Genomic DNA, 19,944 nt, shown 5'->3' on the forward strand with positions numbered 1-19,944 from the left:
ATGGCAAAAACCCACGATTTCGCCAAGCAATGGTTTGCCACCCAAGGCTGGAAGCCATTCGCCTTTCAGAAAGAGGTATGGGCCGCGGTCAAGGCCGGCCAATCAGGGTTACTGCATGCCAGCACCGGGGCGGGTAAAACCTATGCCCTGTGGTTTGCCGCCCTCAATCGTTTCGCCATTACCCGCCCGCCCGTCACAGGCAAACGCAAACCGCCTGCCGAGCCGCTGACCGTCCTGTGGATCACGCCGATGCGCGCCCTGGCCGCCGACTCCGCACGTGCCCTGCAAGCCCCGCTGGAGGCCCTGCAGATTCCCTGGAGTGTAGGTCTGCGCACCGGTGACACCAGCGGCAGTGAACGCGCGCACCAGACCCGTCGCCAACCCACCGCTCTGGTCACCACTCCGGAAAGCCTGACCCTGATGCTGGCCCGTGCCGACAGTGAAACCAGCCTGGCGCACCTGCGCATGGTCATCGTGGATGAATGGCACGAACTGATCGGCAATAAGCGCGGCGTGCAGTTGCAACTGGCACTGGCACGCTTGCGGCGCTGGCATCCTGAGTTGATGGTGTGGGGTATTTCCGCGACGCTGGGTAATCAGGCCCACGCTTTGGAGGTACTGGTCCCACAGGGCGGCGGCATCAATGTACAGGGGCAAACGGCCAAGGCGCTGAAGGTCGACACCTTGCTGCCGCCCGTCACCGAGCGCTTTCCCTGGGCCGGGCATATCGGCTTGAAGATGTTGCCGCAAGTGGTCGCCGAGGTAGAGGCCAGCAGCAGTTGCCTGGTATTTACCAACACCCGCGCGCAATCCGAGATCTGGTACCAGGCGATTCTGGGCGCTCGTCCGGACTGGGCCGGCTTGATTGCCCTGCACCACGGTTCGTTATCGCGAGAGACCCGGGACTGGGTGGAGCGAGCGTTGAAAGATGGACAGCTCAAGGCAGTGGTGTGCACTTCCAGCCTCGACCTGGGCGTTGACTTCCTGCCGGTGGAACGGGTGCTGCAAATCGGCTCCGCCAAGGGCGTAGCGCGGCTGATGCAACGCGCCGGGCGCTCCGGCCACGCGCCAGGGCGGCCCTCACGGGTAACGCTGGTGCCCACCCACAGCCTGGAGCTGGTGGAAGCCGCAGCCGCCCAGGATGCGATCGCCCAACGACGCATCGAAGCGCGGGAATCACCGTACAAGCCGCTGGATGTGCTGGTACAACACCTGGTCAGCATGGCCTTGGGCGGCGGGTTTACCCCGGCGGCACTGTTGGACGAAGTGCGCGGCGCCTGGGCCTATCGCGACCTCACCGAAGCGGACTGGGCCTGGGCCCTGGGGTTTGTGCGCCATGGTGGCCTGTCACTCACCGCTTATCCGGATTACCGCCGGGTGGAGCCCGATGAGCACGGCATCTGGCGCGTTCCGGATGCCCGCCTGGCACGGCGCCACCGCATGAGCGTGGGCACCATCGTCAGTGACGCCAGCATCCAGCTCAAGTTCTGGAGCAAAGGCGGCGGCGGCAAGAACCTGGGCAGTGTCGAGGAAGGGTTTATTGCAAGGCTCAAGCCGGGGGATGGATTTTTGTTCGCCGGGCGGTTGCTGGAATTGGTGCGCGTGGAAAACATGACCGCTTACGTACGCCGCAGCAACGCGAAAAAAGCCGCCGTGCCACGCTGGAATGGCGGGCGCATGCCCCTTTCCAACGAACTGGCGCAGGCGGTGGTCGAGCGTTTTGATGCCGCCGCGCATGGGCACTTCGACGGCCCAGAGATGAAGGCGGTGCAACCGTTGCTGCATACCCAATTGCGCTGGTCCGGGCTGCCGACCCGCGAGCATTTGCTGGCTGAAACCCTGCGGTCGCGAGAGGGCTGGCACCTGTTTCTGTACCCATTCGCTGGCCGCCAGGTACACCTGGGCCTAGCCAGTTTGCTGGCATGGCGGGTCAGCCAGCAGCAGCCGCTGACCTTTTCGATTGCGGTGAATGATTATGGCCTGGAGCTGTTGAGCGCCACCGAGGTGCAGTGGCCCCAGTTGTTGAATACAAGGTTGCTGAGCCCCCAAGGCCTGCTGGCTGACGTAATTGCCAGCCTCAATGCCGGCGAACTGGCCCTGCGCCGCTTTCGCGAGATTGCGCGAATCGCCGGGCTGGTATTTGCCGGGTACCCCGGCGCGCCAAAAAGCACGCGACAGGTGCAGGCTTCCAGTGGTTTGTTCTTTGAAGTGTTCAAGCAATATGACCCACAAAATCTGCTGCTGGCCCAGGCAGGAGAAGAAGTTCTGCGGGACGAGCTGGATATTCGCCGGCTGGAACAGACGCTGAATCATCTGTCGACGCTGAAGCTGGACCTGCACAGGATCCAGCGGCCCACGCCCCTGGCCTTTCCGCTGCTGGTAGAACGGATGCGCGAAAGCATGAGCTCGGAAAAACTCTCGGAGCGCATCGCGCGGATGGTCAAGGACCTGGAAAAAGTCGCCGATAAAGGGCAAGGCTGATGCATTACCCACTGACGGTTGAAGGCGAAGAACTCTGGCTATTGCCGGACAAGGCCGTGTATTGGCCCGCACGCCGATGCCTGCTGATTGCCGATGCGCATTTTGGCAAGGCTTCGGCCTATCGCAGCCTGGGACAACCGGTGCCACAGGGCACGACTACGGCCAACCTGGAACGCCTGGACAGGCTCGTATCGGCCCTACCGTGCGCGCAGTTGATCTTTCTCGGTGATTTCCTCCACGGTCCCGGCTCTCACGCCAGCGGCACCCTGAACGCAATCAGGGCCTGGCGTGAGCGCAATCGCACATTGGCCTTGACCTTGATTCGCGGCAATCACGACAAAAGCGCCGGCGACCCACCGTTGGATCTGGGCATCGAGGTGATCCCCGAGCCCCTGCTGATGGGCCCTTTCGCCTTGCAACATGAGCCAGACGCCCACGCCAGCCATCATGTACTGGCGGGGCATGTGCATCCGGTGTACCACCTGCGCGGCAAAGGGCGCCAGCGGCTACGCCTGCCGTGCTTCCAGATCGGCACTCAGGTTAGCCTGCTGCCAGCCTTCGGCGCGTTTACAGGGGGTTATGCCGTGGAGCAGGCCCAGGACCAGCGAATCTTTGTGATTGGCGATCACCAGGTCTGGCCGATTCAATGAATCGAGACAAGCCTGCTCAGGTTTCAGGCAACGGGCGCGGGTGGCGGCTCGTCCGGTAAGGTCGGCTCACCCGGCTCGGTAGGCTGCGGGTAATCAGGTTCGGGTTGACCAGGGATGCCCCCCGCGTGCGCGGGGTTGGCCATCAAGGACCAGGCCAGAACACCAATCTGGTTGGGTTCAAGCCGGGCGAGTTCTGCGCTGATTCGCGGGTCGATCTTCATAGGGTACTCCTCAAGTATGGCCCGGCGCGTTTCACACGCGCCGAAGCAGTACACCTAGATAGAGTCACTTTCTGCAGACAAATTCCCTTTACCCGTAGGCGCTTTCGATCAAGCGCGTGGGAGAGTGACGCCGCGTTGGCCCTGATACTTGCCCGCACGGTCCTTGTAGGACACTTCACAGGCCTCATCGGACTGCAGGAACAGCATCTGTGCCACGCCTTCGTTGGCGTAGATTTTCGCCGGCAAGGTGGTGGTGTTGGAGAATTCCAGGGTGACGTGGCCTTCCCACTCAGGCTCAAGCGGCGTGACATTGACGATAATGCCGCAGCGGGCATAGGTGCTTTTACCCAGGCAGATGGTCAGCACGTCGCGAGGGATACGGAAGAACTCCACGGTGCGCGCCAGGGCGAAGGAGTTGGGCGGGATGATGCACACGTCGCTCTTGACGTCGACGAAGCTCTTTTGGTCGAAGTTTTTCGGATCGACGATCGCCGAATTGATGTTGGTGAACACCTTGAATTCATCGGCGCAACGCACGTCGTAGCCATAGCTGGAAACGCCGTACGAAATCACGCGCTCGTCGCCTTCGCCACGAATCTGGCGTTCGACGAACGGCTCGATCATGCCGTGTTCCTGCGCCATGCGGCGAATCCACTTGTCCGATTTGATGCTCATGGCGGTGTCCTGAATAGCGAGGCGAAAAAAATCTGTGGGCCATCTTACCGGGGCCAGCCTTGGGGTTCAAAGGCCACAAGGGTTTTCTTGATCAAAGCCCTGCGCGCTATAAGCCTCAGCCAACACGGCCGGGGGCGGGATTGCCGTGAGGGATGTCTGTAAATACCACCGCCAGTCACGAAAATAGAGAAACCTTCGGAAATACCATTGGCACGTTCCGGAAAAAGGGTTAAGGTGGCGCCACTGTGCTGCTTGTGTCACTGAGAATCTCTACACGATATGTTGAATTTCGATCCAACCATCTCCAAGAATTTTTCCTGCTCTTTGCACTCAGTCTCGGCCAGGGCTTTTCCTGAGTCGCAGTTAACTTTGTCCAAGGAGTTACACCATGTCTAATCGCCAAACTGGTACCGTTAAGTGGTTCAACGATGAAAAAGGCTTCGGCTTCATCACTCCACAATCCGGTGACGACCTGTTCGTTCACTTCAAAGCTATCCAATCCGACGGCTTCAAAAGCCTGAAAGAAGGCCAACAGGTTTCTTTCATCGCTACCCGCGGTCAGAAAGGCATGCAAGCTGAAGAAGTTCAAGTTATCTAACTTGTACTGACTTAGTCGAAAAAACCCCGCCCTTAAAAGCGGGGTTTTTTTATGCCTGGATTTTGGTGCGCTACACCGTGGCTGCTCGTTCCCACGCTCCGCGTGGTAATGCCTTTTGTGACGCTCTGCGTCACCCCTGGATGCCCACGCAAAGCGTGGAACGATCAGCACAGCGTAATGACGGACACAAAAAAATGTGGGAGCGCAGCTGTATGTGGGAGCTGGCTTGCCTGCGATGCTATCGACTCGGTGCACTAGCTATACCGAGTTGACGCTATCGCAGGCAAGCCAGCTCCCACACAAGCCGGCTCCCACATTTTTGTCTTGTGTCGTTTATTGGAACAACGACTCACTCGACAAGCCATTCTTCTCCAGGATCTCGCGCAAGCGCTTGAGGCCCTCTACCTGGATCTGCCGCACCCGCTCACGGGTCAGGCCAATCTCCAAGCCTACATCCTCCAGGGTGCTGCTCTCATGGCCGCGCAGGCCGAAGCGGCGAATCACCACTTCACGCTGCTTGTCCGTGAGCTCTGAGAGCCACTGGTCAATACTTTGGGAAAGATCATCGTCTTGCAGCAGCTCGCAAGGGTCTGTCGGACGATCATCGGTCAGGGTGTCCAGCAGGGTCTTATCCGAATCCGGCCCCAGCGAGACATCGACCGAAGAGACACGCTCGTTAAGGCCCAGCATGCGCTTGACCTCCCCTACCGGTTTTTCCAGGAGGTTGGCAATCTCTTCAGGCGAAGGTTCATGATCGAGTTTTTGCGTCAGCTCACGCGCCGCCCGCAGGTAGACGTTGAGCTCCTTGACCACATGGATCGGCAACCGGATCGTGCGGGTCTGATTCATGATCGCCCGTTCGATGGTCTGGCGAATCCACCAGGTGGCATAGGTGGAGAAACGGAAGCCCCGCTCAGGGTCGAACTTCTCCACAGCCCGGATCAAGCCCAGGTTGCCCTCCTCGATCAGGTCCAACAGGGAAAGCCCACGATTGACGTAGCGTCGGGCGATCTTCACCACCAGGCGCAGGTTGCTTTCAATCATGCGCTTACGCCCAGCCGGATCGCCCTTCTGCGACAGACGCGCAAAATGGACTTCTTCTTCGGGGGTCAACAGAGGGGAAAAGCCGATTTCATTGAGGTACAGCTGGGTCGCATCGAGCGCCCGGGTGTAATCAACGTACTTGTGCTGCTTCAACGCAGCAGCATTTTTGGATTTGGTGCGAACTGAAGGTGGTGATACCCCTTCATTATCTGACATCGTTTCCAAATCGATGCCGGTCTCCATAAGGAGAACCTCATCGTCGATGTCAAACTCCGGCACTTCTTTACTGAGAGCCATTGTTATAGTCCTTTGGTGAGTTCGACCTCAAGCTCAAGCGACGCCTCTATCCTTGGCAACGCTGGAGCCTGTTCCTTCTACGTGAGGGAACAGGCTGTGCAACACATCAACGACGGGGCAGGAATTGCAGCGGATCTACAGGCTTCCCTTGGCGGCGAATCTCAAAGTGCAGTTTCACCCGGTCTGTGCCCGTTGACCCCATTTCGGCAATCGTCTGTCCGACCTTGACCTGCTGCCCCTCCCGAACCAACAACCTGCGGTTATGACCGTAGGCACTGACGTAGGTATCGCTGTGTTTGATGATGACCAGCTCGCCGTAGCCCCGCAAACCACTCCCGGCGTACACCACCGTCCCATCAGACGCAGCTAAAACAGGCTGTCCCAAATCCCCGGCGATATCAATGCCTTTATTCAAACTACCGTTTGAAGAGAATTTTCCAATCAACACTCCGTTTGAAGGCCATCCCCAACCGGTCGGCGCAGGCCCGGCAGGTGGCAACGGCGCGGGTGGCGGCTTGCTCGCAACCGTAGGCGTGGCGCTGCCTGCAGGCCGAGTGATGATGGTGGTCTTGCTCGAGGACGATGGCGAAGAACCCGACTTTGTCACAACTGCCGTAGGTGCAGAACCTGAGCGACCATCGAAACGAATGGTCTGCCCCGGATGGATCGTATACGGCACAGGAATGTTGTTACGGGCGGCCAGCGCCTTGTAGTCCCAGCCATAACGAAAGGCAATCGAGAACAGGGTGTCGCCTTTGCGCACCACGTATTGGCCGGTGGTGACCGTAGGTCTCTGGGGGGTTGCGTTGGTACGGTCAACGACCCGCGCACCGCCGGATGGCGTGCTCGAGCAGGCTGCCAATAAGGAACTCAAGACAAGGCCAAGCACCAGTCGCTGAAAGCTTGTTTTACTCATTCGCTGCGCAGGACCTGTGAGACTCACCCGCCGCTCCCTTTGTGGTGGCTGAACGTTAACGCCTGGATCAGGCTTGAAATATGACGCAAGTATAACTGGGCATTGGCTTTTTACTGGCACCTGACTGAAAGGAAAAATTCATCATGTTTAATCGTGGCTGCCAGGTGTGTTGATTCAATAGACCCCGCCGTAAGACACATCCCCGCCTACAGAATTCACTGCGCGCGAATAAATGATCAGGCCAGCGGGCCGTTGAGCAAGGGGACGAAACGCACAGCACCGAGTACATGCCGGGAAAAGCCTTCGTCTTCGCGGATAATAAGCATCAACTGTTGCACTTCGCCGGAGCCCACCGGGATGACCAAACGCCCGCCAGGCGCCAATTGATCCAACAAGGCTTGCGGCACATCGGTGGCCACGGCGGTGACGATAATTCCGTTGTAGGGCGCCAGTGCCGGCCAGCCCTCCCAGCCATCGCCCCAGCGGAATACCACGTTGCGCAGGTTCAGCTCCACCAGACGCTCTTTGGCCCGGTCCTGCAGCACCTTGATGCGCTCGACCGAAAACACCCGCTCTACCAATTGCGACAGCACGGCCGTCTGGTAACCGGAGCCGGTACCGATCTCCAGCACCTTGTCCAATGGCCCCGCCGCCAGCAGCAGCTCGCTCATGCGCGCGACCATGTAGGGCTGGGAGATGGTCTGGTTGTGGCCGATGGGCAACGCTGTGTCTTCATAGGCGCGATGTGCCAGCGCCTCATCGACAAACAGGTGCCGCGGCGTGCGCCGGATCACTTCCAGCACCTGCGCGTTGGACAAGCCTTCTTCATACAGACGCTGGATCAACCGCTCCCGGGTGCGCTGGGAGGTCATCCCAATCCCACGGCGCAACAGATCGTCTTGTTCACGAGCCATCAACGCAGTCCCTCCAGCCAGCCATCAAGGCCACTGAAGGCATCACTGAAGGTGCGATCAAACAGCAGAGGAGTAACGGAGACATAGCCTTGCATCACCGCATGAAAGTCCGTGCCTTCGCCGCCATCTTCGGCGTCGCCGGCGGCGGCGATCCAATACCCTTCCTTGCCGCGAGGGTCGACCACCTTCAAGGGCGCCGCCGCACGGGCGCGATGGCCCAGGCGCGTGAGTTGGATACCGCGAATATGGTCGAGGGGCAAGTTGGGGATATTGACGTTGAGCACCGTACGCGGCGGCAGGTCCAGGGAAGCATGGGCCTCCACCAACTTGCGCGCGTAGTAGGCCGCCGTCGCCAGGTTATCCAGTTGCCGCGAAGCAAAGGAAAAGGCAAAGCCGGTGCGGCCCAGGAAGCGCCCTTCAAGGGCGGCCGCCACGGTGCCGGAATACAGCACGTCATCACCCAGGTTGGCGCCCAGGTTGATCCCCGAGACCACCAGGTCTGGCTGGTGCTCCAGCAGACTGTTGATCGCCAGGTGCACGCAGTCGGTGGGGGTGCCGTTAACGCTGATAAAGCCATTGGCCAGGACCCGCGGATGCAGCGGACGGTCGAGCGTCAGCGAACTGCTGGCGCCGCTCTTGTCCTGGTCGGGGGCAACCACCACGCACTCGGCGTAATCCTGCAGCGCAGCATGGAGCGCGGCAAGACCGGGTGCGGTGGCACCGTCATCGTTTGATATCAGAATACGCATGGGCTGTCCGTCTGCCCCACCGGCACCAGATCAACAAGCTCGCGCACCAAGACAGTGGCGAAGCATCCGGCCGGCAGGACGAATTCCAATTGCAGAATGTCAGGCCCGGGATAATGCCACGTCAACCCGCCAATGGGCAGTCGCAGAATGCGACGTTCCTGGCTCATTCCCGCCTTCACCAGCCAATCACGTAGGTCTGCTTCGCCAGCGGCGACAGATTGTTCCAGCTCGTACGTAAGACCTTTCGCCGGCGAGTCGCCTTCGCCCCACTGCGGGCCGGTGGGATGCAGGTCCAGGATCGCCAGGCGCGGGTCACTGCATTCAGCTTCCCCGGCCGGAAAAAAACTGCGACTGTCGGTAAACGCCAGCAGATCGCCAACTTGGGCACGCTGCCATGAACCGTCGGCGACGCGAGCCGCCAACACTTGGTTGAACAGGTAACTGCGAGCCGTGGACAGCAAGCGCGAGCGCACGTTGCGCTGCTCGGGCAGGGCCTTGCGGGCAGCCCACTCGCGAGCATCCACCACATTGCCGCCGTTGTGGCCAAAACGCTGGGTGCCGAAATAATTGGGGATGCCGTGCCGGGCAATCAACTGCAGACGTGCGTCGATGGCAGCGGTGTCGCCGGCCAATTGGGTCAGGCGCAAGGTGAAACCATTGGCCGAATGGGCCCCACGCTGCAACTTGCGCTTGTGACGGGCGGTTTTCAGGATCTTGAGGGTGTCGTTTTCTGCGCCGCTCATGTCCGGGTCGGCCTTGCCGGGCAATTGCACGCTGAACCACTGGCGGGTCAGGGCCTGACGATCCTTGAGCCCGGCATAGCTGACGGTGCGCAATGGCACCCCAGCGGCTTTGGCGATACGCCGTGCGGCTTCCTCAGTGTTCAAGCCGCGCTTTTCCACCCACAGCCACAGGTGCTCGCCATCGCCGGTCAGCGGGATGTCCAGCACCTCATCAACCTGGAAGTCTTCGGCCGTGGCCTTCAGTACCGCGCTGCCCAGGGCCTCGCCATAGGCCCGCGGGCCCAGCAGTTGCAGGTCGTTCATGCGCGCAGCAACAAGGCGACGGAGTGCACCGCAATGCCCTCTTCACGACCGGTAAACCCGAGCTTTTCGGTGGTGGTGGCTTTCACGTTGACTTGATCCAATTCAATTTGCAGGTCTGCGGCGATCACTGCGCGCATCGCTTCAATATGGGGGGCCATTTTCGGCGCCTGGGCGACGATGGTGTTATCGACGTTGCCGACCTTCCAGCCCTTGGCATGGATCAGGCCGACCACATGGCGCAGCAACACACGACTGTCCGCCCCCTTGAAGGTGGGGTCGGTGTCCGGAAAGTGCTTGCCGATATCGCCTAATGCAGCCGCGCCGAGCAAGGCATCGCTCAAGGCGTGCAGGACCACGTCGCCGTCGGAATGAGCCAGCAACCCATGGTGGTGTGCAATGCGCACGCCGCCCAGGGTGATGAAATCGCCTTCAGCGAAACGGTGCACATCGTAGCCGTGGCCAATACGCATAAAAAAACGCCCCGATTTAATTCAGGGCGTGATTCTACCTACTTTTGCCTCAGATTAACCGAGCAAAGCACGCCCATGATGACGCAAATGGTCTTCAATGAAGCTGGCGATGAAAAAGTAGTTGTGGTCGTAGCCAGGCTGCAGGCGCAGTTCCAGCGGATGGTTGGCTGCCTTGGCCGCCTGCAGCAGGGCTTCGGGCTTGAGCTGAACGGCGAGGAAATCGTCGCGATCGCCCTGGTCCACCAACAGCGGCAGCTTTTCCGAGGCTTCGCTGATCAGCACGCACGCATCCCATTCACGCCACTTAGAGCGCTCTTCACCCAAATAACGGGAAAAGGCTTTCTGACCCCATGGGCAGTCCATCGGGTTGTTGATCGGCGAAAACGCCGACACCGACAGGTAACGTCCAGGGTTGCGCAGCGCGCAGACCAGCGCACCGTGACCGCCCATGGAGTGGCCGCTGATGCCGCGCTTATCCGACGCAGGGAAATGCGCTTCCACCAAGGCCGGTAACTCCTGTACCACGTAGTCATGCATCCGATAGTGCTTGGCCCAGGGTTCCTGGGTGGCATTGAGGTAGAAGCCGGCGCCGAGGCCAAAATCCCAGGCGTTGTCCGGATCGTCCGGCACACCGGGGCCACGGGGGCTGGTGTCCGGTGCAACGATGATCAAGCCCAACTCGGCGGCCATGCGCTGGGCGCCGGCTTTCTGCATGAAGTTCTCATCGGTACAGGTCAGACCGGACAGCCAATACAGCACCGGTAATTTACCGCCCTGCTCTGCTTGCGGCGGCAGATAGACCGCGAAGGTCATGTCGCAACCGAGCACATCCGAATGATGCTTGTAGCGTTTATGCCAGCCGCCGAAGCTCTTCTGGCATGACAGGTTTTCCAGACTCATGGCCGACCTCAGAAGTGAATGACGGTACGAATGCTCTTGCCTTCATGCATCAGGTCAAACGCTTTGTTGATATCTTCCAGGCCCATGGTGTGGGTGATGAAGGTGTCCAGCGGGATTTCACCGGTCTGGGCCATTTCCACGTAGCTTGGCAATTCGGTACGACCGCGCACGCCACCAAACGCCGACCCACGCCAGACGCGCCCGGTGACCAGTTGGAATGGGCGAGTGGCAATTTCCTGGCCAGCACCGGCCACACCGATGATCACCGACTCGCCCCAGCCTTTGTGGCAGCACTCAAGAGCCGCACGCATCAGTTGTACGTTGCCGATGCACTCGAAGGAAAAGTCCACGCCGCCGTCGGTCAAATCCACGATCACATCCTGGATTGGGCGGTCGTAGTCTTTCGGGTTGATGCAGTCGGTAGCACCCAGTTGCTTGGCGATTTCGAACTTGGCTGGGTTGATATCGATGGCGATGATGCGCCCGGCCTTGGCCTTGACTGCACCGATAATCGCCGACAGACCAATGCCGCCCAGACCGAAGACGGCCACGGTGTCGCCCGGTTTGACCTTGGCAGTGTTGATCACCGCACCGATACCGGTAGTGACACCGCAACCGAGCAGGCAGACTTTTTCCAACGGCGCTTCTTTAGGAATCTTGGCCACGGAGATTTCCGGCAGCACGGTGTACTCGGAGAACGTCGAGGTGCCCATGTAGTGGAAAATCGGCTGGCCCTTGTAGGAGAAACGCGTGGTGCCATCCGGCATCAAGCCCTTGCCCTGCGTGGCGCGGATGGCCTGGCACAGGTTGGTCTTGCCACTCAGGCAGAACTTGCACTTGCCGCATTCCGGGGTGTACAGCGGGATCACGTGATCGCCCACAGCGACCGAAGTCACGCCCTCGCCAATGGCTTCCACCACTGCACCGCCTTCATGGCCGAGGATCGACGGAAAAATGCCTTCCGGGTCGGCGCCCGACAAGGTGTAGGCGTCGGTGTGGCACACGCCGGACGCAACTACCCGCAGCAGCACCTCGCCAGCCTTGGGCATGGCGACATCCACTTCAACAATCTCAAGGGGCTTCTTGGCTTCGAAGGCTACGGCGGCACGGGACTTGATCATCCGGGTTTCTCCATCGGGTTAAAAACTGAGACAGTGAGTGTAAATCATCACCCATTGATGAATAATCCGGACCAAAGCAAAACATTATTGCTGTACAGGGACAATCACCATGCTGGAGAACCGCTGGGAAGGCATTGACGAGTTTGTCGCGGTGGCCGAATGCAGCCAGTTCACGGCGGCGGCCGAACGGCTGGGGGTGTCTTCATCCCATGTCAGCCGGCAAGTGGCGCGTCTTGAAGAACGCCTGCAAACCCGATTGCTGTACCGCAGTACGCGCAAGGTGACCTTGACCGAAGCCGGTCAGACCTTCCTGCAGCACTGCCAACGCCTGCAGGACGGTCGCGAGGAAGCGTTGCGGGCGGTGGGCGACCTGACCAGCGAACCCAAGGGCATGTTGCGCATGACCTGCGCCGTGGCCTATGGCGAACGTTTTATCGTGCCGCTGGTGACGCGGTTCATGGCGCACTATCCGCAACTGCGCGTGGACATCGAGTTGACCAACCGCTCGCTGGACCTGGTCCATGAAGGCCTCGACCTGGCCATCCGCCTGGGACGCCTGCAAGACTCGCGCATGGTCGCCAGCCGTCTGGCGCCTCGGCGCATGTACCTGTGCGCCTCCCCCTCCTACCTCGAACGGTACGGTCGGCCACACAGCTTGTCGGAGTTGAGCCGGCATAACTGTCTGATTGGCAGCTCGGATATCTGGCAAATGGCCCAGGATGGGCGGGAATTTTCCCAGCGTGTGCAAGGCAATTGGCGCTGCAACAGTGGGCAAGCGGTGTTGGATGCCGCGTTGCAAGGCATGGGCTTGTGCCAGTTGCCGGATTACTACGTGCTGGAGCATCTGCACAGCGGGGCGTTGGTGTCGCTGCTGCAGGCTCATCAACCGCCGAATACCGCCGTGTGGGCGCTGTATCCGCAGCAGCGGCATTTGTCGCCGAAGGTGAGGAAGCTGGTGGATTTCTTGAAGGTGGGATTGGCGCAGAGGCCGGAGTACAAGCATTGAATTGAGGTGGTCTGCACCGGCCTCATCGCGGGCAAGCCCGGCTCCCACAGTTGGACGTGTTGTTTGATGTGGCAGCGATCAAATGTGGGAGCTGGCTTGCCTGCGATGAAGCAGATTCGGTCTGACGGGTTACCGCCGGTTAGCCCAGCGCAACTTCAACCACTCCAGGTCTTCCGGCCGAGTCACCTTGATATTGTCCGAACGCCCTTCGATCAGGCGCGGTGCCTGCCCAGACCATTCCATGGCCGACGCTTCATCGGTGATCACCGCATCGGCCACCAGGCTGTCGGCCAAGGCGCGATGCAAGGCGCCCAGGCGGAACATCTGCGGCGTGTAAGCCTGCCAGATCAGGCGGCGATCAATGGTGTCCACCACACGGCCATGCTTGTCGACACGCTTGAGGGTGTCGCGTGCCGGTACCGCCAGCAGGCCGCCTACCGGATCGTCAGCCAGTTCCGCCAACAATTTGTCGAGGTCATCACGGCTCAGGTTAGGCCGCGCAGCGTCATGCACCAACACCCAGTCGTCATCACTTGCGCCCAGGGCGTTGAGTTGCAGCAGCGCATTGAGTACCGAGCCGGAACGTTCCGAGCCCCCGTCGGCACGCTGGATACGCGGGTCATTGGCGCATGCCAAGGTGGGCCAATAAGGATCGTCAATTGCAAGACTGACCACCAGGCCCTTGAGGCATGGATGGTCGAGAAAACAGCCGAGGCTGTGTTCGAGAATAGTGCGCCCGCCCAATTGCAGGTACTGCTTGGGACGGTCCGCAGCCATACGGGCACCGACGCCCGCGGCAGGAATCACGGCCCAGAAGGCCGGTAAATCGTGGCTCATTGGGCCAACTGGTAGAGGGTCTCGCCCTCCTTGACCATGCCCAACTCATGACGAGCCCGCTCTTCAACGGTCTCCGTGCCTTTTTTCAGCTCAAGCACTTCAGCGTCGAGGACACGGTTGCGCTCCAGCAGGCGTTCGTTTTCGGCACGCTGGTCGGCAATTTGCTGGGTCAACTCTTCCACCTGCGCAAAGCTGCCATTACCGACCCATAGGCGGTACTGCAGGCCAGCCAGCAACAAGAGCAAGACGAGGAACAACCAATTGGGACTGCGCATCGAAATCCGGGTATCCATTGAATAAAGACAGTCATGCAAACCTTTTGCAGCAACTGATAGCACAAAGCCTGGAAAACCCAGGCTTGCGCTTGTCAGTCAGCAGATTAGCGCCGAAATTCACATTTTCGTGAGATTTCCGACGCAATCCGCCGACTTTTTACCATTTACTGTTCAGCCGCGAAACTCGGCGCGACCGTTGTACTTGGCTTTACCTGCCAATTGCTCTTCGATGCGCAGCAATTGGTTGTACTTGGAGACGCGATCGGAACGGCACAGGGAACCGGTCTTGATCTGGCCCGCCGAAGTACCCACGGCCAGGTCGGCAATGGTGGAGTCTTCGGTTTCGCCGGAGCGATGGGAGATCACGGCGGTGTAGCCCGCGGCCTTGGCCATCTGGATGGCTTCAAGGGTTTCGGTCAGGGTGCCGATCTGGTTGAACTTGATCAGGATCGAGTTGGCGATCTTCTTGTCGATGCCTTCTTTCAGGATCTTGGTGTTGGTCACGAACAGGTCGTCACCCACCAGCTGGATTTTTTCGCCGATCTTGTCGGTGAGGATTTTCCAGCCATCCCAGTCGGACTCGTCCAGGCCGTCTTCGATCGAGATGATCGGGTAGCGCTGGGTCAAGCCTTTGAGGTATTCAGCGAAGCCTTCGGAGTCGAACACCTGGCCTTCGCCGGACAGGTTGTACTTACCGTCTTCATAGAATTCGCTGGCGGCGCAGTCCAGGGCCAGGGTCACGTCGGTGCCCAGCGTGTAGCCAGCGTTGGCCACTGCTTCGGAGATGACTTTCAGTGCATCTTCGTTGGAGGCCAGGTTCGGCGCGAAACCACCTTCGTCACCCACGGCAGTGCTCAGGCCACGGGCCTTCAGTACAGCCTTGAGGTGATGGAAAATCTCGGTGCCCATGCGCAGGCCTTCGGAGAAGGACTTGGCGCCCACTGGCTGCACCATGAATTCCTGGATGTCGACGTTGTTATCCGCGTGCTCGCCACCGTTGATGATGTTCATCATCGGCACCGGCATCGAGTAGACGCCCGGAGTGCCATTCAGGTTGGCAATGTGTGCGTACAACGGCAGGTCCTGGTCCTGGGCTGCTGCCTTGGCGGCGGCCAGGGATACCGCGAGGATGGCGTTGGCGCCGAGGCTGCCTTTGTTTTCAGTGCCGTCGAGCTTGATCATCGCGTGGTCCAGGGCTTTCTGGTCCAGCGGGTCCTTGCCCAGCAACAGGTCACGAATCGGACCGTTGATGTTGGCTACAGCCTTGAGTACACCCTTGCCCAGGTAACGGCTCTTGTCGCCATCACGCAGTTCCAGCGCTTCGCGCGAACCGGTGGAAGCACCGGACGGCGCGCAGGCGCTGCCGATGATGCCGTTATCGAGAAGCACGTCGGCTTCGACGGTGGGGTTGCCACGGGAGTCGAGAACTTCACGACCTTTGATGTCGACGATTTTTGCCATTGTTGTAAACACTCCAAAGTTGACGAAAACGACGCAGCTGAAGGAAATCTTTTGACCGACCGCAAGGGTGGAACAACGGGGCAGGCTTGCAGACGACAAGGCTCAGGCCCGGGGGCCTGAGCGTAAAGCGTGGGAAATTCTACCGGAGAAATGCCAGTTACGCGGTCTCTACCGTCGGAAAACTCTTGACCAGCTCGTCCAACTGCTTGAGTTGGGCCAGGAATGGCTCCAGCTTGTCCAGGCGCAGCGCGCATGGGCCATCACATTTGGCGTTGTCCGGGTCCGGGTGAGCTTCAAGGAACAGGCCCGCCAGGGACTGGCTCATGCCCGCCTTGGCCAGGTCCGTCACCTGGGCACGGCGCCCGCCAGCGGAGTCCGAGCGACCACCGGGCATTTGCAGCGCGTGGGTCACGTCGAAGAACACTGGGTATTCGAACTGTTTCATGATGCCGAAACCGAGCATGTCCACCACGAGGTTGTTATAGCCGAAGCTCGAACCCCGCTCGCAAAGGATCAACTGGTCGTTACCCGCTTCCACGCATTTGCTCAGGATGTGTTTCATCTCCTGAGGAGCGAGGAATTGGGCTTTCTTGATGTTGATCACCGCGCCGGTCTTGGCCATGGCGACCACGAGGTCGGTCTGGCGCGACAGGAAAGCCGGCAACTGGATGATGTCGCACACCTCGGCGACCACGGCAGCCTGCTCAGGCTCGTGGACGTCGGTGATGATCGGCACGCCGAAGGCTTGCTTGATGTCCTGGAAGATCCGCATGCCTTCTTCAAGGCCCGGGCCGCGATAGGAGGTCACGGACGAACGGTTGGCCTTGTCGAAGCTGGCCTTGAAGACGTAAGGGATACCCAGTTTCTGGGTGACCCGCACGTACTCCTCACACACCTGCATCGCCATGTCGCGGCTTTCCAGCACGTTCATGCCGCCGAACAGCACCATGGGCTTGTCGTTGGCAATCTCGATGTCGCCTACGCGAATGATCTTCTGGGCCATCAGGTTTACGCCTTCTTCTGATGTTGCGTCAGTGCTGCTTTGACGAAACCACTGAACAACGGGTGACCGTCACGCGGTGTCGAGGTGAACTCCGGGTGGAACTGGCAAGCCACGAACCACGGATGATCCGGTGCCTCGACCACTTCAACCAGCTTGCCATCACCGGAGCGGCCGGAGATTTTCAGGCCAGCTTCTTTGATCTGCGGCAGCAGGTTGTTGTTCACTTCGTAACGGTGGCGGTGACGCTCAACGATCACGTCCTTGCCGTAGCAGTCGTGTACCAGCGAGCCGGCTTCCAGCAGGCAATCCTGTGCACCCAGGCGCATGGTGCCGCCCAGGTCGGAGGTTTCGGTACGGGTTTCAACGGCGCCGGTGGCGTCTTCCCACTCGGTGATCAGGCCCACGACCGGATGGCCGCTGGTGTGATCGAACTCGGTGGAGTTGGCGTCTTTCCAGCCCAGCACGTTACGGGCGAACTCGATAACAGCCACTTGCATGCCCAGGCAGATACCCAGGTACGGCACCTTGTTTTCACGGGCGTACTGCACTGCGGTGATCTTGCCTTCCACGCCACGCAGGCCGAAACCGCCGGGAACGAGGATAGCGTCAACACCTTCGAGCAGCGCGGTGCCCTGGTTCTCGATGTCTTCGGAGTCGATGTAGCGCAGGTTGACCTTGGTACGGTTGCTGATACCGGCGTGGCTCATGGCTTCGATCAGCGACTTGTACGCGTCCAGCAGTTCCATGTACTTGCCGACCATGGCGATGGTGACTTCATGCTCAGGGTTGAGCTTGGCGTCGACAACCGCTTCCCACTCGGACAGGTCGGCGCCGCCGCACTGCAGGCCGAAACGCTCGACCACAAAATCATCCAGCCCCTGGGAATGCAGGATGCCCGGGATCTTGTAGATGGTGTCGGCGTCTTCCAGGGCAATCACCGCACGTTCTTCAACGTTGGTGAACTGCGCGATCTTGCGGCGCGAGGAAATGTCGATCGGATGATCGGAGCGGCATACCAGCACATCCGGCTGCAGGCCGATGGAACGCAGTTCCTTGACCGAATGCTGGGTAGGCTTGGTTTTGGTTTCGCCGGCAGTGGCGATGTACGGCACCAGTGTCAGGTGCATCAGCATCGCGCGCTTGGCGCCGACTTCGAAACGCAACTGGCGGATGGCTTCGAGGAACGGTTGGGACTCGATGTCACCCACGGTGCCACCGATCTCGACCATCGCCACGTCGGCATCGCCTGCACCCTTGATGATGCGGCGCTTGATTTCGTCGGTGATGTGCGGGATCACCTGGATGGTTGCACCCAGGTAGTCACCACGGCGCTCTTTGCGCAGCACGTGCTCGTAGACACGGCCGGTGGTGAAGTTGTTGTTCTGGGTCATGGTCGTGCGGATGAACCGCTCGTAGTGGCCCAGGTCCAGGTCGGTCTCGGCGCCGTCGTGGGTGACGAACACTTCACCGTGCTGGAACGGGCTCATGGTGCCCGGGTCAACGTTGATGTACGGGTCCAGCTTGAGCATGGTGACCTTAAGTCCCCGCGCCTCCAGGATGGCCGCCAATGAAGCGGAGGCAATGCCTTTCCCCAATGAAGAAACAACACCGCCCGTGACGAATATGTAGCGCGTCATGAAAAACCCTAGAAGTCTGCGTTAAAGCGGTCCGAGCCGCCGGGGAAAGCGAAGGAAGGCCGAAGCCCCCGATCACCTGCATTAATCACAGTGCACCTTTCAAAAAAACCGCCGCGTTGTGACAGACCAGCAATGAAGCACCGGTACGTTGATCGCTACACATTTTTTGGAATCGCCCAGCAAAGACTGCTTGGTAATCGGCAACGACTGCGATTCAGGCGAATCCACAGAAGTTGTATCAAGAAGGGAGCGTAGTCTACCGGAAAGGCGCTATCAGCTCAAACCTTGATCGCAGGTCTGTGGCAACCAATCCAATTGCACCTCACCCACCGACCTGGACCATGCCCCCGCAACGCTTGGCACAGCCAGCAATTGCTCGCCCCGATAGACCAGCGGCAATCTGCCACGGGCGAAGCCCGGCATGCCGCTTTCATTCAGCAGACGCTTGAGATCCCGCCGGCCTCGGCCCGCTACGTCGATGATTTCGCCACCCTGGCGATAACGCACCTCCAGCGGGCCTTCGGGGGTCTTGCCGATAAACCTCAGTTGACCATTGCCCGTTAACTCTAGTGGATCTTGCGGATCGGGCCAGCTCACCGATGCGTCGGAAAACTCCGACCATGTTGAGGGCAACCACCAGATGCGTTCACCGCTACGCTGCATTTGGCCGTCGGCCAGGCGCCACAGAGGCTGTGCGTCGCTCTTGGCATCGCGCAGGGCATGCCAACCGGCCCAGTGGTCGCTGTCGGGTAAACGGGTCAGTGGCGTGAGCCAATGCCGCAGGGCGTTACGCTGGCGGGCATCGGATAGCTCGCGCAATGGTTCAAGCGCCAGGGACGGCAGAGGCAACCAGGGAAGCGCAGAAGGCTGATCGGCGCGCTGCAGGTCCATCATCGCCAATTCGTCGAGCAGCCCTTGAGCCTCGGTCATGTGTTCAGCCGTGCGAGCCAAGTGGGTGATCGCCTGTGGCCAGCGTTTCGTCAGCGTGGGAAGTACGTGGTGACGCAGGTAATTGCGGGAAAACCGTGGATCAACGTTGGAGGGGTCGTCGATCCACTGCAACTGATGCTGATGGGCGTAGGCTTCCAGGTCGCTACGGGAAAATGCCAGCAACGGCCGCACCAAGCACCCCTGCGCCAAGGGGCGATGCTCAGGCATAGCCGCCAGCCCTCTTACACCGGCGCCACGCAGCAGGCGAAACAGCAGGGTTTCGGCTTGATCGTCGCGATGCTGGCCAGTGAAAAGCACCTCCCCCACCCCTAGGACCTGCATGAACGCTTGGTAGCGCGCCTCGCGGGCCGCACGTTCAAGGCTCGCACCCTGACCGACCTGCACGCGCATGACGCGCAAAGGTACGCCCAGGCTGTCGCAGACCGATTGGCAATGAGAGGGCCAAGCATCGGCAGCAGCTTGCAGGCCATGGTGGACATGGACGGCGCTGACAGGAGGCAGATTTTCGATTTTGGCCAATGAGGCCAGGAGGTGCAGCAGAACGGTGGAGTCGAGACCGCCGGAGAATGCGATATGCCAGGCCGGCGCGTTGCGCCAGTCGGCCAGGGTGTGCAGGAGTGTGGCCGGCAGGGTTGGTTTCATCACACGTCACCGCCGCAAAGCTTGAATACGTCCGTCAGCATACACAAAAC

20 protein-coding genes are annotated in these 19,944 nt (G+C 60.0%); 4 read left to right on the forward strand and 16 right to left on the reverse strand.

All coding sequences use genetic code 11. The features are described 5' to 3' along the window. Together GIW79_RS18330 and pdeM are read left to right on the forward strand one after the other, a co-directional pair. A complete protein-coding gene (locus GIW79_RS18330; protein WP_198791115.1) occupies nucleotides 1-2,481 on the forward strand; it encodes a ligase-associated DNA damage response DEXH box helicase in 2,481 nt (826 codons plus the stop codon). After that, nucleotides 2,481-3,131, forward strand: a complete 651-nt coding sequence (gene pdeM, locus GIW79_RS18335; RefSeq protein ID WP_054897989.1) for a ligase-associated DNA damage response endonuclease PdeM — start codon at nucleotides 2,481-2,483, stop codon at nucleotides 3,129-3,131. Before GIW79_RS18330 ends, pdeM begins: the two co-directional genes overlap by 1 nt. A 23-nt stretch (nucleotides 3,132-3,154) precedes the next feature. On the opposite strand, the gene GIW79_RS18340 is transcribed toward pdeM, so the two are convergent. Next, complete coding sequence (locus tag GIW79_RS18340) at nucleotides 3,155-3,352, reverse strand: hypothetical protein (RefSeq protein WP_005785769.1); 198 nt, start codon at nucleotides 3,350-3,352, stop codon at nucleotides 3,155-3,157. 108 nt (nucleotides 3,353-3,460) lie between these two features. Continuing rightward, nucleotides 3,461-4,027: a dCTP deaminase gene (gene dcd, locus GIW79_RS18345; RefSeq protein ID WP_236453905.1), complete on the reverse strand. Its 567-nt coding sequence runs from the start codon at nucleotides 4,025-4,027 to the stop codon at nucleotides 3,461-3,463. Between the two features lie 388 nt (nucleotides 4,028-4,415). On the opposite strand from dcd, the gene GIW79_RS18350 reads away from it, so the two are divergent. After that, the gene (locus GIW79_RS18350; RefSeq protein WP_002554837.1) at nucleotides 4,416-4,625 is read left to right on the forward strand and encodes a cold-shock protein; all 210 of its coding nucleotides are present in this window, start codon (nucleotides 4,416-4,418) and stop codon (nucleotides 4,623-4,625) included. A 333-nt stretch (nucleotides 4,626-4,958) separates the two neighbouring features. Here GIW79_RS18350 and rpoS read toward each other — a convergent pair whose 3' ends face one another. The 8 genes from rpoS to GIW79_RS18390 form a co-directional block, all read right to left on the reverse strand. Then, nucleotides 4,959-5,966 carry an RNA polymerase sigma factor RpoS gene (rpoS, locus tag GIW79_RS18355; protein WP_034126846.1) on the reverse strand — a complete coding sequence of 336 codons (1,008 nt, stop codon included), beginning with the start codon at nucleotides 5,964-5,966 and terminating at the stop codon, nucleotides 4,959-4,961. A gap of 106 nt (nucleotides 5,967-6,072) precedes the next feature. Next, entirely contained in the window at nucleotides 6,073-6,909 is an 837-nt protein-coding gene (locus tag GIW79_RS18360; RefSeq protein ID WP_034126845.1) for a peptidoglycan DD-metalloendopeptidase family protein, read from the reverse strand. A gap of 209 nt (nucleotides 6,910-7,118) precedes the next feature. Further along, on the reverse strand, nucleotides 7,119-7,754 hold the full coding sequence (locus GIW79_RS18365; protein WP_169850588.1) for a protein-L-isoaspartate(D-aspartate) O-methyltransferase: 636 nt from the start codon (nucleotides 7,752-7,754) through the stop codon (nucleotides 7,119-7,121). A 41-nt stretch (nucleotides 7,755-7,795) separates the two neighbouring features. Then, a complete protein-coding gene (surE, locus tag GIW79_RS18370; protein ID WP_003189210.1) occupies nucleotides 7,796-8,545 on the reverse strand; it encodes a 5'/3'-nucleotidase SurE in 750 nt (249 codons plus the stop codon). After that, complete coding sequence (gene truD, locus GIW79_RS18375; protein ID WP_034126844.1) at nucleotides 8,533-9,591, reverse strand: tRNA pseudouridine(13) synthase TruD; 1,059 nt, start codon at nucleotides 9,589-9,591, stop codon at nucleotides 8,533-8,535. Before truD ends, surE begins: the two co-directional genes overlap by 13 nt. After that, nucleotides 9,588-10,061, reverse strand: a complete 474-nt coding sequence (gene ispF, locus GIW79_RS18380; RefSeq protein WP_034126843.1) for a 2-C-methyl-D-erythritol 2,4-cyclodiphosphate synthase — start codon at nucleotides 10,059-10,061, stop codon at nucleotides 9,588-9,590. The genes truD and ispF overlap by 4 nt, the downstream gene beginning before the upstream one ends. A gap of 54 nt (nucleotides 10,062-10,115) precedes the next feature. Continuing rightward, on the reverse strand, nucleotides 10,116-10,961 hold the full coding sequence (gene fghA, locus GIW79_RS18385) for an S-formylglutathione hydrolase (protein ID WP_236453901.1): 846 nt from the start codon (nucleotides 10,959-10,961) through the stop codon (nucleotides 10,116-10,118). Nucleotides 10,962-10,969: 8 nt separating this feature from the next. Next, a complete protein-coding gene (locus GIW79_RS18390) occupies nucleotides 10,970-12,082 on the reverse strand; it encodes an S-(hydroxymethyl)glutathione dehydrogenase/class III alcohol dehydrogenase (RefSeq protein WP_003189203.1) in 1,113 nt (370 codons plus the stop codon). 109 nt (nucleotides 12,083-12,191) lie between these two features. On the opposite strand from GIW79_RS18390, the gene GIW79_RS18395 reads away from it, so the two are divergent. Further along, the gene (locus tag GIW79_RS18395; RefSeq protein WP_034126841.1) at nucleotides 12,192-13,088 is read left to right on the forward strand and encodes a LysR substrate-binding domain-containing protein; all 897 of its coding nucleotides are present in this window, start codon (nucleotides 12,192-12,194) and stop codon (nucleotides 13,086-13,088) included. Between the two features lie 129 nt (nucleotides 13,089-13,217). Here the strand turns inward: GIW79_RS18395 and ispD are convergent, their stop codons facing one another. From ispD to tilS, 6 genes are all read right to left on the reverse strand, one after another. Further along, the gene (gene ispD, locus GIW79_RS18400; RefSeq protein ID WP_060764513.1) at nucleotides 13,218-13,925 is read right to left on the reverse strand and encodes a 2-C-methyl-D-erythritol 4-phosphate cytidylyltransferase; all 708 of its coding nucleotides are present in this window, start codon (nucleotides 13,923-13,925) and stop codon (nucleotides 13,218-13,220) included. Beyond that, nucleotides 13,922-14,200 carry a cell division protein FtsB gene (ftsB, locus tag GIW79_RS18405; protein WP_003189195.1) on the reverse strand — a complete coding sequence of 93 codons (279 nt, stop codon included), beginning with the start codon at nucleotides 14,198-14,200 and terminating at the stop codon, nucleotides 13,922-13,924. Before ftsB ends, ispD begins: the two co-directional genes overlap by 4 nt. 171 nt (nucleotides 14,201-14,371) lie before the next feature. Then, nucleotides 14,372-15,661 carry a phosphopyruvate hydratase gene (eno, locus tag GIW79_RS18410; RefSeq protein WP_034126839.1) on the reverse strand — a complete coding sequence of 430 codons (1,290 nt, stop codon included), beginning with the start codon at nucleotides 15,659-15,661 and terminating at the stop codon, nucleotides 14,372-14,374. A 157-nt stretch (nucleotides 15,662-15,818) separates the two neighbouring features. Further along, the gene (gene kdsA, locus GIW79_RS18415; RefSeq protein WP_003189190.1) at nucleotides 15,819-16,664 is read right to left on the reverse strand and encodes a 3-deoxy-8-phosphooctulonate synthase; all 846 of its coding nucleotides are present in this window, start codon (nucleotides 16,662-16,664) and stop codon (nucleotides 15,819-15,821) included. A 5-nt stretch (nucleotides 16,665-16,669) separates the two neighbouring features. Next, nucleotides 16,670-18,301 carry a CTP synthase gene (locus GIW79_RS18420; protein ID WP_034126838.1) on the reverse strand — a complete coding sequence of 544 codons (1,632 nt, stop codon included), beginning with the start codon at nucleotides 18,299-18,301 and terminating at the stop codon, nucleotides 16,670-16,672. Between the two features lie 273 nt (nucleotides 18,302-18,574). After that, on the reverse strand, nucleotides 18,575-19,894 hold the full coding sequence (gene tilS, locus GIW79_RS18425; protein WP_236453898.1) for a tRNA lysidine(34) synthetase TilS: 1,320 nt from the start codon (nucleotides 19,892-19,894) through the stop codon (nucleotides 18,575-18,577). Nucleotides 19,895-19,944 lie beyond the last annotated feature (50 nt).

Origin of the sequence: Pseudomonas sp. PA-7-1E (assembly GCF_021605325.1) — a bacterium.
Classification (GTDB): Bacteria; Pseudomonadota; Gammaproteobacteria; order Pseudomonadales; family Pseudomonadaceae; genus Aquipseudomonas; species Aquipseudomonas fluorescens_BV.

Coding starts and splice junctions, on each gene's coding strand:
- GIW79_RS18330 (WP_198791115.1), top strand. CDS start 1: ATGGCAAAAACCCACGATTTCGCCAAGCAATGGTTTGCCACCCAAGGC.
- pdeM (WP_054897989.1), top strand. CDS start 2,481: ATGCATTACCCACTGACGGTTGAAGGCGAAGAACTCTGGCTATTGCCG.
- GIW79_RS18340 (WP_005785769.1), bottom strand. CDS start 3,352: ATGAAGATCGACCCGCGAATCAGCGCAGAACTCGCCCGGCTTGAACCC.
- dcd (WP_236453905.1), bottom strand. CDS start 4,027: ATGAGCATCAAATCGGACAAGTGGATTCGCCGCATGGCGCAGGAACAC.
- GIW79_RS18350 (WP_002554837.1), top strand. CDS start 4,416: ATGTCTAATCGCCAAACTGGTACCGTTAAGTGGTTCAACGATGAAAAA.
- rpoS (WP_034126846.1), bottom strand. CDS start 5,966: ATGGCTCTCAGTAAAGAAGTGCCGGAGTTTGACATCGACGATGAGGTT.
- GIW79_RS18365 (WP_169850588.1), bottom strand. CDS start 7,754: ATGACCTCCCAGCGCACCCGGGAGCGGTTGATCCAGCGTCTGTATGAA.
- surE (WP_003189210.1), bottom strand. CDS start 8,545: ATGCGTATTCTGATATCAAACGATGACGGTGCCACCGCACCCGGTCTT.
- truD (WP_034126844.1), bottom strand. CDS start 9,591: ATGAACGACCTGCAACTGCTGGGCCCGCGGGCCTATGGCGAGGCCCTG.
- ispF (WP_034126843.1), bottom strand. CDS start 10,061: ATGCGTATTGGCCACGGCTACGATGTGCACCGTTTCGCTGAAGGCGAT.
- fghA (WP_236453901.1), bottom strand. CDS start 10,961: ATGAGTCTGGAAAACCTGTCATGCCAGAAGAGCTTCGGCGGCTGGCAT.
- GIW79_RS18390 (WP_003189203.1), bottom strand. CDS start 12,082: ATGATCAAGTCCCGTGCCGCCGTAGCCTTCGAAGCCAAGAAGCCCCTT.
- GIW79_RS18395 (WP_034126841.1), top strand. CDS start 12,192: ATGCTGGAGAACCGCTGGGAAGGCATTGACGAGTTTGTCGCGGTGGCC.
- ispD (WP_060764513.1), bottom strand. CDS start 13,925: ATGAGCCACGATTTACCGGCCTTCTGGGCCGTGATTCCTGCCGCGGGC.
- ftsB (WP_003189195.1), bottom strand. CDS start 14,200: ATGCGCAGTCCCAATTGGTTGTTCCTCGTCTTGCTCTTGTTGCTGGCT.
- eno (WP_034126839.1), bottom strand. CDS start 15,661: ATGGCAAAAATCGTCGACATCAAAGGTCGTGAAGTTCTCGACTCCCGT.
- kdsA (WP_003189190.1), bottom strand. CDS start 16,664: ATGGCCCAGAAGATCATTCGCGTAGGCGACATCGAGATTGCCAACGAC.
- GIW79_RS18420 (WP_034126838.1), bottom strand. CDS start 18,301: ATGACGCGCTACATATTCGTCACGGGCGGTGTTGTTTCTTCATTGGGG.
- tilS (WP_236453898.1), bottom strand. CDS start 19,894: ATGAAACCAACCCTGCCGGCCACACTCCTGCACACCCTGGCCGACTGG.